The sequence below is a fragment of the Fulvivirga sedimenti genome, from assembly GCF_020328055.1.
The window spans coordinates 1258298-1271468 of the sequence record NZ_JAIXNE010000004.1 but is presented as its reverse complement, the minus strand read 5'-3'; the positions used below and the strand labels follow the sequence as shown (position 1 = coordinate 1271468).

The window sequence follows — 13171 nt, the reverse complement described above, 5'->3', positions numbered from 1 at the left end:
TGAACCATGAACGGACAAGGATTTTTACAGGATTTTAAAAACGTATTCAGCAGACCCAATAATGAATACATCCGCCTCATTGTGATCAATGTGGTGGTCTTCGTGGTGCTCGGCCTCGCACAGGTTTTTACCGATATCTCCATAGGACGAGGTGCTGTGGATATATCAAGAGAGTATCTCGGGCTTCCCATGCACTGGAATGAATTGTTGTTTCGCCTGTGGACACCCATCACCTACATGTTCGTCCATGACGGGTTCTTTCATATCCTTTTTAATATGCTGTTCCTGTACTGGTTCGGAAGAATTCTTGCTGAATACCTGGGTGGTCCTAAAGTGGTAAATCTGTATGTACTTGGCGGACTGTTCGGAGCGGTTATCTATCTGACCATATATCCCGTCCTCCTGCAGCTGCTCAACCCTAATATGGATATTTCCATGGTTAGCCCTTCCCTGGTAGGTGCTTCTGCCGGAGTCTTCGCAGTCGTTTTCGGAACCGCAACGCTTATGCCGAATTACACGATATTTCTGCTATTTCTCGGACCGGTGAGGATCAAATACATCGCATTATTCTACGTACTTTCATTCTTCCTGTCGCTGTCAGGTCCAAATTCCGGCGGCGAACTGGCTCATATAGGTGGCGCACTGATGGGATTCCTTTACATTAAACAACTGCAGAACGGATCTGACATGGGCGCATGGATACAGACGGTTATCTCAGGAGTCGGTGGTTTGTTTAAGCCTAAGTCGAAAATAAAGGTCACTCATCGAAGTGCAAGTGCTGCATCTGGCCGGACCGCTTCGCGGGGAACAACCCGTACGGCTCAAAAGCCTTCCGGCAGCAGTGCCTCCCAGGAAGAGATAGATGCCATCCTGGATAAAATCTCCGAAAAAGGGTATGAAAGCCTCACAAAGGAAGAAAAGCAGAAATTATTTAACGCCAGTAAACACTAGAATTTGTTAGCCAGCTGTCCACAGGCAGCATCAATATCCTTTCCGCGGCTTCGGCGGATATTCACGACAATACCCGCTTTTTCCAGTGCATTTACATACATCTGAACAGCCGACTCATCAGCCTGCTGAAAAGCGCCATCATCGATCGGATTGTATTCGATCAGGTTAACTTTTGAAGGAATTAGCTGGCAGAATTTTACGAGCGCCTTCGCGTCTTCCGGGCGGTCATTGATATCCTTCCAGACAACATATTCATAGGTCACTTTCCGTCCGGTCTTCTTGTACCAGTACTTCAGCGCGTCAGCAAGGTCCTCCACCGGGTTTGATAAATTGATCGGCATGATCTCATTCCGAACATCGTTGATCGCACTGTGGAGTGAGACCGCCAGATTGAATTTAACTTCATCATCAGCCAGCTTCTGAATCATTTTTGCTACGCCTACCGTGGAGAGTGTGATCCGCTTGGGGGACATGCCTAGACCATCCGGAGAAGTGATCTTGTCGATCGCATCGATCACGTTCTGATAATTAAGCAAGGGCTCACCCATGCCCATGAAAACGATATTAGTGAGCGGCCTGTCAAAATATAACTCCGCCTGTTCCTTTATCGCAACCACCTGATCGTAAATCTCATCCGGATTCAGGTTGCGCATCCGTTTGAGCCGGGCTGTGGCACAAAAATGACAATCCAGACTGCAGCCAACCTGGCTCGAGATGCAGGCCGTGATTCGCTTGTTTGTCGGGATCAGAACCGATTCAACGATCTTTTCATCAAATAGTTTAACAGCATTCTTGATCGTGCCGTCACTGCTTCGCTGCATATTATCGACAGCAATATGGTTGATCGTGAAATTCTGTTTGAGCCGTTCACGGATTTCGAGTGACAGGTTGGTCATCTGGTCGAAATCCTTAGCACTTTTTCGCCACAGCCACTCATATACCTGTTTCGCACGGAATTTCTTTTCACCTGATTCGATGAAATAACTCTCGAGCTCTTCCAGGCTCATTTTTCGCACATCCTTTTTCGCACCCGATTCAATCATAATGCAAAGATAGGAAAAAGCTTATTCAGCGTGCATTGATTTTAAACGCTCCTCAAAATCTTCAGGAATGCGGCTAACCTTGCGCTTCACATAATTGAAAAAGACAATACCGGTTTTACCCCGGGCAATCTCCTGATCACTTTCTGTATTTTCAAGCTTGTAAAAGAAATCCATCCCGTAGGCATTGAAATCATCCACGGCAATGGAAACCCTGATCTGATCACCATGGAAGGCTTCTGCACGATAAACAACTACGGAATCGGTGACGATCATGCCTGTTTCATGTGCCATGTCAACCTCATTTTTATACCCCATTTTCTTAAGCATCCTGAGCCGGGCCTCATGCATGATGGTAAGAACGCGGTCATTACCCAGGTGGCCACCATAATTTATGTCGCTTATCTGTATAGGGATGATCGTTGAAAAAACTCTTTTTTCCGGGAGGATCAGCGTAACACGGGCCATAGTTTAATGTTATGAATTTGTAACAAAAGTGTTTAAATCTGGCCGTTATACAAAATCATACTAAATTTGCTGCTTCATGAAAAAAATTGTTTCCATACTGCTGTTACTCATGGTAGTCCTCACCACCTCTTCCCTGGCACAGCGTCAGAAGAGCTTTGGATTGGCCTATCGCAACGGCTGGCTGCTGAAACATCATGAAGAACTGCGTACCGCGTTTGTTGACGCACACCCTGTCGGGTTTGAATTTACCTACCTGTCGAAGACCACCGGTGATGATGAATGGGAGCGGGTCTGGAATTATCCCGATATCGGTATCAGCCTTGCATACCTGAATTACGGGGATTCACGGCTGGGGCAGGCATTAGTTACATCCTTCTTCATTCAGAAATATATCGGAAACCCGGATAACAGACTTCGGTTCAGTTTTAAGATAGCTCCAGGCGTCTCATTTTCCGACGAGAAATATGATCCCGAAACCAATCCTGAAAACACTTTCATTTCGACAACCATTAATGGCGTTATGGAAGGTAATTTTCTGGCACATTATCAGCTCACACCCCATATGGCTGTGAATGGCGGGATTGTTTTTACGCATTATTCGAACGGGGCCGTACAGGTACCCAATTCAGGTTTTAATATTCCGTCGCTAACGGTCGGAATGCTATATACGCCCAACCCCGATCAGTACAAGCGAAATACTGATCCTGTAGGGGCCTTCCAACGACGCACACGATTTTCGGTGCAATTCGCTCCTTCGGTTAAAGCATACAATGAAGAAGATCCTAAAAAGTATTTTGCCTTTACAGCATCGGTCAATGCCATCCGGTACCTGAATCACAAAGTGGCATTAAACGGGAGTGCCGACGTATTTTACAATTCATCAATCCCGGATCGCACCGGTGATCCTGGTGCAAACCGTTTCCGTCTCGGACTTGCCCTTGGGCCTGAGCTTACCACCGGTCCGAATTCTGTCGTATTCCAGCTGGGTTATTATGTTTATCGCCCTGAGGAGGTTGATAAGTCATTTTACTGGCGAATTGGCATTAAACATCATTTCACAGATCATTTCTTCACCGGCTTCGCTCTCAAGGCACATTTGGGAAAAGCGGATGTGATAGAGTGGGGGGTTGGTTACAGACTTTAGTCAGTAGTCAGTAGTCAGTAGTCAGTAGTCAGTAGTACCTGGCTTGCGTCATTTTTATTTAGAGACTTTCAGGAATTAATCCTGGAAGGCAGTACATTATTTCTTGATGGCTAAACTGCAAAATCACCTGAATATTCCAGCCTATCTACATCCCCTACTCCTAACTCATAACTCTACACTAAAACTACTGACTACTGACTACTGACTACTGACTACTGACTACTGACTAATTTTAAATTCCTTCGGTGGCTCCACACCCTGCAGATGCTCGACAAAGTAATCCCAACGGCGGCGCATCATGTAGTATGAGTCGGCACCGAAACCATGGCGGGCATTCGGGAAAATGATCAGATCAAAATCTTTGTTCGCCTTCACGAGTGCATCGACAACAAGATATGTATTGTACGGAGGTACATTATCATCCAGTCCGCCATGTGCCAGCATAAGTTTGCCCTGCAGGTTTTTGGCGTAATTCTGATTGGCCTGTTCCTCATAGTTATCACCCTGGATAAGTCCGATATAACGCTCTCCCCAGTCATCCTCATAGTTTCTGTTGTCATGATTTCCTGATTCGGAAATTCCCACTTTATAGAACTCAGGATATCGGAACATTGCCGCTGCGGTTGCAAAACCACCTCCTGAATGCCCCCATATGCCAACACGGTCTGTATCGATGTACGGATGCCGTTCGGCCAGCTGTTTTATGCCTGAAATCTGATCTTCGAGGGTATTGTCGGCCATATTTCCGTAACATACGTCGTGGAATGACTTCGAACGACCCGGGTTACAGGTTCCGTCGATCACGATCACCACGAAACCCAGCTCTGCAAGAGCCTGGTGGTCACTGCGTGATGCAGAGAATGATCTGCGGCCAACACCACCGCCTTGCGGACCCGGATAGATATAGTTTACCACGGGATATTTTTTCGATTCATCCAGTGTGGTTGGAGTGAACATCAGTCCGTATAAATCCCACCTGCCGTCACGCGATTTCACCTTAACGGGTGTAGGAGCTTTCCATCCTGTAGCGGCAAGTGCAGAAATATCAGCTTTTTCAAGAACCATGATCTCCTTGCCTTTGCTGTTACGCAGTACCGACACGGGCGGAACATCCGGCTGTGAATAGGTATCAACGAAGAATTTTCCATCACCGGAGATACTTACTGAATGGTGACCGTTGTCCGGGGTTAGCAATGAAAGTTTTTTCCCATTGAAATCAATGCTGTAGAAATGTGCAAAATAGGGATCACGTCCTTCTTCCCGTCCCTGCGCATAGAAGTAAAGCATTCGGTTTTTCTCATCTACCCTGATAAGTTCCGTCACAACAAAATCCCCGCTGGTGATCTGATTTTTCAGTGCTCCTGTTGTAGCATCGTACAGATATAAATGTCCCCAGTCGCTGCGCTCGGAGTACCATATGATCTCGTTGGTTGCATCGAGGTAATGCCAGTTCACCGTTCCCTGGCCGGATTCGTACTGGGTGTCTACCACCTCTTCAAAAATATCACGTACTTCACCTGTTGTGGCATCCGCCATGCGGACTTTCGCTTCTTTATGATCGCGCGAGGTAGAAACAAATACCAGTTTGCTCCCGTCGGCGCTCCATTCATTGTCATCAAAAGCTCCGGTGCAGGCGATGTCGTCGCACAGCGTTCCGCGGCGTGCATCCGGCTCCATTTTCAGACGGATTACTTTTGGCTCATCCACATTGATGATCACGCGGTGAATGCGAATTATATCCTCATCCTGTGGTATCGGATACTTCCATGCCTGCAATTCCGGCTCTCCAACCTTTGTTGAAACCAGGTACATATCACTCACATGGCGCTGGTCCTGCTGGAAGGTGACCAGCTTTTTTGAATCCGGTGACCAGAGAACTACCGGACGGTCACTTTTTCTCCATCCCGCATTATCCGTGGCATACCCGAAGTTTTCGGTGCCATCCGTCGTGAGTTGTGTTTCCTTATTGGTTTCAAGATTGCGCATCCACAGATTCCAGTCACGAATAAATACGACCTTCTTTCCGTCGGGTGAGGGAATCTCATTCCTGTTGATGGGTGGGGTTGTATTCTGTGCGCCATTATTTTCCTCTCCCAGCAGTTCGGCACGGGACGAAGCTGTTTTCTTACTTTTTTTAGCCGGATTGACCAGAACGAACTGATCTCCGCCTGGAGTGGAGACATTATACCAGAAGGTGCCATCTTCCCGCCATACCGGGCGGACACCATCATAGTGTACCTTGCTGTTGGTGTTGAACCAGAGGAATTTAGTCGCCTGCTCATAGTCGGCAGCGGTTTTAGCCTCCTGGGCGTGGGCACCAAATACGGAAATGATAAGAAGTGCCCCCAGGCTAATGCGAAGTGTTGTTTTGTTGATTTTCATTGTTGCTTTGTCAGATCTGGTCCTAATATTAAGATTTCTAAAGCTGAATTCATTACACTCTGATATGAACGTTGGTTTTTTGATGCTGAACGGAAACATACTAGTCAGTAGTCAGTAGTCAGTAGTCAGTAGTCAGTAGTATCTGGCTTGCGTCATTTTTATTTGGGCGACCAATTAGAAATTATCCGGAAAGACTAAACAATCATCAGGGAATCCCAGCTTATTCGCCACGACCTATTCATTACTTGCTACTCCCTACTCACTACTCCCTACTAATTACTCCCACTACTGACTACTGACTACTGACTACTGACTAAAAAAGCGTTGTTCATTTTCGGACAATATGTCTACAATAAGTGGTTTACCATCGTCAAATTCAGACAGAATGTCCTGAAATTGGAAGTGGAACCTAATTTGATCGTATGGGAATAGAGTAAAACAAGTGATATGAATTTTAATAATTATACCATAAAAGCACAGGAAGCGATTCAGAAAGCTGCTGAAATTGTTTCCGCAAATCAGCAGCAGGCGATTGAGCCGGGGCATCTGCTCAAGGCCATCCTGTTGTCGGATGAAAATGTGATTTCGTTCATCATTAAAAAGCTGAACGTAAACCGTGCTGTCCTTGATTCAAAGCTCGAGGACATTATCAACAGCTATCCGAAAGTTACCGGACAGCAACCATATTTATCAAATGATGCACATACCGCGTTGCAAAAAGCGGAGTCTTTCCTGAAGGAATTTAAAGACGAATTCATCTCTGTTGAGCATCTTATCCTGGGATTATATGAAGGCAAAGAGAAAGTTGCCCAGCTCATGAAGGATACAGGGTTTGAGAAAAAAGGACTCCTGGCAGCGATTAAAGAATTGCGGGGCGGCAGTTCGGTGACCGACCAGAATGCGGAATCAAAATACCGCTCACTGGAAAGGTATTCAAAGAATCTGAACCAACTCGCTAAAGCGGGCAAGATCGACCCTGTAATCGGACGGGATGATGAGATCCGCAGGGTGCTTCAGATACTGTCGAGACGTACGAAAAATAACCCGATTTTGATCGGTGAACCCGGTGTGGGAAAGACCGCCATCATCGAGGGTATGGCTCAGCGGATCGTTGACGGAGATGTACCCGAAAATCTTAAGGATAAAATCCTGATTTCCCTCGATATGGGATTGCTGGTTGCCGGTGCCAAATATAAAGGTGAATTTGAAGAAAGACTGAAATCGGTGATCAAGGAAGTAACGGATTCCGACGGTCAGATCGTCCTCTTTATTGATGAAATTCACACATTGATTGGTGCAGGTGGGGGTGAAGGCGCAATGGACGCGGCCAACCTGCTCAAACCGGCACTGGCCCGTGGCGAACTGCATGCAATCGGTGCGACCACACTGAAGGAATATCAGAAACACATCGAAAAGGATAAAGCCCTTGAAAGGCGATTCCAGACTGTTGTGGTTGATGAGCCGTCTCCGCAGGATGCCATATCAATTCTTCGCGGGATAAAGGACAAGTACGAACTGCACCACGGTGTGCGTATCAAGGATGATGCGGTAATTTCGGCCGTAGAGCTTTCACACAGGTATATTTCCGACCGCTTTTTACCAGACAAGGCTATTGACCTGATGGATGAGGCGGCAGCGAAGCTTCGCCTGGAGATGGACAGCATGCCTGAGGAACTTGATGAATTGAACCGGAAGATCATGCAGCTCGAGATTGAGCGCGAAGCTATCCGCCGCGAAAAAAACAAGGAAAAGGAATCGATCCTTTCCAAGGAGATTGCCGACCTGTCTGAAACCCGTAACGACCTGAAGGCCAAGTGGGAAAATGAAAAGCAGGTGGTGCATGGTATCCAGCAGAAGAAGGAGGAAATCGACAAGCTGAAATTTGAAGCTGAGCAGGCTGAAAAATCTGGTGATTTCGGACGGGTCGCAGAAATCCGCTATGGCAAAATGCTGGATACACAAAAGGAACTGGAGAAGCTGCAGGAGGATATGAAAGCCATGCAGGGTGAAAGTTCACTCCTCAAGGAAGAGGTTGACAGCGAAGATATCGCTGAAGTGGTAGCCAAATGGACCGGAATACCCGTTTCAAAGATGCTGCAGAGCGACCGCGAGAAATTACTCCACCTGGAGCAAGAGCTGAGCAAGCGGGTTGCCGGACAGGAAGAAGCGATTGCCGCGCTGTCAGATGCAGTCCGCAGAAGCCGGGCAGGGTTACAGGATCCAAAGCGCCCGATTGGTTCGTTCATTTTTCTGGGAACCACCGGTGTCGGTAAAACAGAGTTATCAAAAGCCCTGGCGGAATACCTGTTCAACGACGAGAATGCCATGGTTCGAATTGATATGTCGGAGTACCAGGAACGTCACTCTGTGAGCAGACTCGTAGGAGCGCCTCCCGGTTATGTGGGTTATGATGAGGGCGGACAGCTTACTGAAGCCGTTCGCAGAAAGCCTTACTCGGTTATTCTGCTCGATGAGATTGAAAAGGCGCACCCTGATGTATTCAATATTCTGCTGCAGGTGCTGGATGATGGTCGACTTACAGATAATAAGGGACGTGTTGCAAACTTCAAGAATACGATCATCATTATGACTACGAACATGGGTTCGCAGATCATTCAGGAAAATTTTGAATACATGAATGAGGAGAACGAGGAAGAGGTGATCGAGAAAACAAAACAGGATGTATTTGAACTTCTGAAAAAATCAGTTCGTCCGGAATTTCTCAACCGAATTGATGAAACCATCATGTTCCGTCCGCTTTCCAAAGAGGATATCCGCAAGATCGTTGGAATCCAGATAAAACTGGTTCAGGAACGACTCGCAGAGAACGGTGTAAATCTGGAGGTTTCAGACAAGGTGGTGAACTACATTGCCAAAAAGGGATATGATCCTCAATTTGGTGCCAGACCACTCAAGCGGGTTCTTCAGCGTGAAATACTCAATGAACTGTCGAAGGAAATCCTTGCCGGTAAAATTGATAAGGACTCGATTGTTGGAGTTGACATGGGAGACAACGGAACGATAGAGTTTCTGAACCTGGATAAGGTTGAAATTGAATAGTGTTTTCACCGGGCGTGTGCCCGGTAGATTGTGTTAGTCGAGCCCCTGCAATTTGCAGGGGCTTTTTTTATCTACAAATTCGTATTAGCGACATCCGGCGGTGTTACACAGTGTCCCGTATTTTAACAATTCGTTATCCCCTCTTTCCAGGCAGGCAGGCGAACTCAATTCAGGATGACGAGTGAGGGTAGTCTTCTGTTGGGGATTCCTCAACAATATTTCACAGTCTTACAAATTGTAATCCGTCTACACTAAAACCTGTAATAATATTTTCGTCGTTTCGTTCAAAAAATATGCTTTGCCCGTCCTGATCATCGAAAAACCGATCCGTATCTTCCGGATAAAGCGTAAATACATTAGTGCCAACTTTACCCTTGAGCAGTTCCCCTTCCATAAGTATTTCGACCTCAATACCCCGTTCTTCTGCCACATAAGTACCGGCATAGGAATTTAAATCTGCTGTGCTCATATCAATGACAGTCCGAACATCCGGAAGATAAACATTCCATCCGTAAGCGGCATCCACGGAACGGGCAATTTCATTCATCAGTGGACCACCAAGATCACCATTCGTCATGATCGCCATACCCTGACCGCCGGGACCCGCGAATGAGAACAGCATGCAGCGATATCCTTCATTCGCGCCTCCATGCCTGAAATACAACGAGTCTCCCTCACCTCCGAGGCCCGGACCCAGCCCCCAGTCATTGATGTGTTTGGTAAGGATCATTTTGGCAGTTTCCGGCTGAATGAATTCCGTCTCACTACCGTTATAAGCCCTTTGAACAGCCATGGCCCACCTGCCGAGATCCGAAGGTGTTGTCCATAATCCGGCAGCAGCCATCTCAGGATATGTATGCCATTTCCCGGTTACAGGTTGTCCGTCAGGGCGGTGTCCGACTGAAGTATTTTGGTGCATGTCCTCTGGTAAAGGCTGCTGATAGATACTTCTTTCCATACCTGCGGGATCCAGTACATTTTCCTTCATAAATGCGGAGAACGAAGAATTGAAATTTGTTTCGATCACATATTGCATCAGCGTATAGCCTCCGCCGGAATAACGCCATATTGCCCCGGGAATCGTATCCGGAAGTATGGCATCAGAATTCGCCGGCGTTTCCCCTAAAAGAATTTCCATGGTACCGGGAACAGGTTCGTCCGAGGCATAGCCCCGAAAACCATGAACTGTAAGGCCGGCATTGTGGGTAACTAACCTGCGCAATGTGACGTGTTCATTCGGATCATACGGGTTTTCCGGAAGCTTCCATCCGGTAAGGTATGTATTGACATCTGCATCCAGATCCAGGTCTCCCGATTCAATCAGTTTCATCATACCGGATGCGGCAACGGGTTTTGAGATCGATGCCGCCTGAAACCGGGTATTTTCATCCACTGCCTGGGTTCGTCCTGAATCCAGAAATCCATATGTCCGGGTCCATTGGATCTCGTTATTTTCGAAAAACGCAATGCTTACTCCCGGCACCCTGTAATGTGCCATCCGCTCCGAGATCGTCCAGGCAGGCAGCTCGGATCCTTTGATGACGATACCTGGGATCAGTCCGTTTTCTATTGCGGTTACATCGGGCTGATCCTGGATTTCCGCGGGCTTTTCGCTACATGAAAATGTGAGAAGGATGACCACGAGAAAAAGATTGTGGAATTTCATAGCATTGATTTTTCGAACAAGTTAAGGGAATTTGTTTTTCTTATCATTGGATTCAAAGAAAAAGAGCCCTTCAAGGTCAGAGGCTTCGTACTATTTCCTAACTTTCGGAAAGAACTAACATTTTTATTCATTGCGGAACAGATTAGTCTACGAAGGAGCCAGTCAGCTCGAATATGAGATCCGGCAGATTGTACGGAAAGCGGAACAGATCGCAGCACTGGGTATTCCTATTACCTGGGAAAATATCGGTGATCCCATACAAAAACACAATACGATTCCCGGCTGGATCAAGGAGATCGTATCGGGTCTTGTTATGGAAGATTCCAGTTACGGGTATTGTCATTCGAAAGGTGTTCCTGCCACAAGAGAATTCCTTGCAAAGCGCAATAATGCTTTGGGAGGCGTACAGATCACTGCAGAAGATATTCTGTTTTTCAATGGGCTTGGCGATGCCATTTCAAAGCTATATCAATACCTTCCCCCGACATCCCGGATTATCGGTCCGTCACCGGCCTATTCAACCCATAGCTCGGCGGAAGCAGCCCATGCCAACAGTGCACCGCTCACCTATCTGCTGGACCCTGAAAATTCCTGGTATCCGGATCTGGAGGACCTTTACAACAAGGTTAAATTCAATCCAAATATCTCGGGTATCCTGATCATCAATCCGGATAATCCGACAGGCATGATCTATCCCCATGAATACCTGGAGCGAATCGTGTCGATTGCCCGGGAATTTGATTTGCTTCTCATTGCCGATGAGATCTATTCTGCCATCACTGCAAGCGGAAATCAAACAGAACTTCTTTCCCGCATCGTTGGTGACAGACCTGCGATCTCCATGAAAGGTATTTCCAAGGAGTTGCCATGGCCAGGGTCCCGGTGCGGATGGATGGAATTCTACAACCGAAAGAAAGACCCGCAGTTCGATGGTTTCTGCACGGCACTTGAAAATGCCAAGATGGTTGAGGTATGTTCGACAACCTTGCCGCAAAAAGCCATCCCGGCTATCTTTACCGATTCCCGCTACGAGGATTACCTGTGTACGAAAAATCAGGCCATCGCCAGCAGGGGCGAGATTCTCAGCAATCTCTTTAGCAACATGCCGCAAATTTATTTTTCACCCACGCGCGGAGCATTCTACAACACCATCATTTTCAATCCGGCCTTTTTGAATGGAAAACAGCGCCTGGATGTACAGAATGCCGCGGCCAGAGAATTGGTGGAGTCCTGGGTGAACCCGGAGATGCCTCCGGATCGCCGGTTTGTTTATTACCTGCTTGCTGCTACCGGAATATGTGTCGTTCCGCTTTCTTCTTTCCAGTCCGACCTTTCGGGATTCCGTATGACCTTACTCGAACAGGATGAAGAGACCTTCACAACGACCTTTACCCGGATCCGGGAAGCAATAATCGAATTTACCTCGGAAGGCTGACATTATTTGTCCGCATCAGGTATTTACTTGCCTGCATGCACCTGTTACGAAGATCTTATCGTCGAGCTATGAATTACCTGAAATTCGCGATGGATTTTTCTATGGCTGAATTTCGGGGTATCCTGGGATTGGTGATCATCGTGGTCATTATTGATGCATTGAAATTACTGAATTTTCAATGGCCTCTTTCCGATCAGGAAGCATCCCTCTTTACCCGTTATATTGTAGAATCCGCGCCGTTAACTCCCGCGGTCAGCCGGCCGGTTGAGCCGTTCATGCCGGATACCGTCTCCTTTCAGGGACTAACATCAATGGGAATGCCTGAAAATGTGGCTTCAAACCTGATTGCCTACAGAACCAAATCAGGCGGATTTCGTGATAAGGAGCAGATAAGGTCCATTTACGGGATGACCGACAGCCTTTTTGGAATGATTAGTGATCATTTGGTTTTCAAAGAACGGCAACGAATCAACCTGAAAAAGGACCGTAATAGTCAGCCAACGAACCGTCCAGGATGTCCCGATCCGATGGATGTAAATCTGGCAGATTCGCTGATGCTGAGCCTGCTGCACGGCATAGGTCCGGTTCTATCTTCCAGGATCATTTCCTATCGTTCGTTATTAGGCGGGTACGTTGATATTCGTCAATTACTTGAGGTATACGGATTAAAAGACGAGACATTTGAACATATCCGTAGCCGTATTTACGTAGACACGGATTTCAGACCCAGAGCAATTCCATTGAAAACAGGAACTTATCGCGAATTATATAGTCATCCCTATCTCAACTCAAGGCAGGCGGTTATGTTGCTTCGATACCGTCAGCATCACGGAGATTCCATATCTTTTGAAGCACTCCTGGATAACCCGCTTTTTTCAGCTGATGAGGCAGAACGGTTACGGCCATACCTCATTATTACAGACACAGTCCCCGCTTACCGTTAGTTTACTCCAAATCTATTACTGCAATGATCGACAGGTAATCTTGCCGGGTACTGCTAAAAATAATATTTAGATATACCATTA

General features: G+C 46.9%; 9 protein-coding genes. 5 read left to right on the top strand and 4 right to left on the bottom strand.

What is annotated here, in order from left to right; all coding sequences use genetic code 11:
• The first annotated feature begins 6 nt into the window (after positions 1-6).
• A complete protein-coding gene (locus LDX50_RS23570) occupies positions 7-951 on the top strand; it encodes a rhomboid family protein (protein WP_225698666.1) in 945 nt (314 codons plus the stop codon).
• On the opposite strand, the gene rlmN is transcribed toward LDX50_RS23570, so the two are convergent.
• Together rlmN and LDX50_RS23560 are read right to left on the bottom strand one after the other, a co-directional pair.
• Complete coding sequence (rlmN, locus tag LDX50_RS23565; protein WP_225698759.1) at positions 948-1991, bottom strand: dual-specificity RNA methyltransferase RlmN; 1044 nt, start codon at positions 1989-1991, stop codon at positions 948-950. The two genes, LDX50_RS23570 and rlmN, sit on opposite strands and share 4 nt — an antisense overlap.
• 24 nt (positions 1992-2015) lie before the next feature.
• Positions 2016-2459, bottom strand: a complete 444-nt coding sequence (locus LDX50_RS23560) for an acyl-CoA thioesterase (RefSeq protein WP_225698665.1) — start codon at positions 2457-2459, stop codon at positions 2016-2018.
• Between the two features lie 76 nt (positions 2460-2535).
• Here LDX50_RS23560 and LDX50_RS23555 point away from each other — a divergent pair, with 76 nt between their 5' ends.
• Positions 2536-3603: an acyloxyacyl hydrolase gene (locus tag LDX50_RS23555; RefSeq protein WP_225698664.1), complete on the top strand. Its 1068-nt coding sequence runs from the start codon at positions 2536-2538 to the stop codon at positions 3601-3603.
• A gap of 219 nt (positions 3604-3822) precedes the next feature.
• Here the strand turns inward: LDX50_RS23555 and LDX50_RS23550 are convergent, their stop codons facing one another.
• On the bottom strand, positions 3823-5985 hold the full coding sequence (locus LDX50_RS23550; protein ID WP_225698663.1) for a S9 family peptidase: 2163 nt from the start codon (positions 5983-5985) through the stop codon (positions 3823-3825).
• Between the two features lie 447 nt (positions 5986-6432).
• Here LDX50_RS23550 and clpB point away from each other — a divergent pair, with 447 nt between their 5' ends.
• Positions 6433-9045, top strand: coding sequence for an ATP-dependent chaperone ClpB (gene clpB / locus LDX50_RS23545; RefSeq protein ID WP_225698662.1), 2613 nt, complete (start codon positions 6433-6435; stop codon positions 9043-9045).
• A gap of 220 nt (positions 9046-9265) precedes the next feature.
• Here the strand turns inward: clpB and LDX50_RS23540 are convergent, their stop codons facing one another.
• Positions 9266-10711, bottom strand: a complete 1446-nt coding sequence (locus tag LDX50_RS23540) for a serine hydrolase domain-containing protein (protein WP_225698661.1) — start codon at positions 10709-10711, stop codon at positions 9266-9268.
• Positions 10712-10841: 130 nt separating this feature from the next.
• On the opposite strand from LDX50_RS23540, the gene LDX50_RS23535 reads away from it, so the two are divergent.
• Both LDX50_RS23535 and LDX50_RS23530 read left to right on the top strand, forming a co-directional pair.
• Complete coding sequence (locus LDX50_RS23535; protein WP_225698660.1) at positions 10842-12146, top strand: pyridoxal phosphate-dependent aminotransferase; 1305 nt, start codon at positions 10842-10844, stop codon at positions 12144-12146.
• A gap of 68 nt (positions 12147-12214) precedes the next feature.
• On the top strand, positions 12215-13090 hold the full coding sequence (locus tag LDX50_RS23530; protein ID WP_225698659.1) for a helix-hairpin-helix domain-containing protein: 876 nt from the start codon (positions 12215-12217) through the stop codon (positions 13088-13090).
• Positions 13091-13171 lie beyond the last annotated feature (81 nt).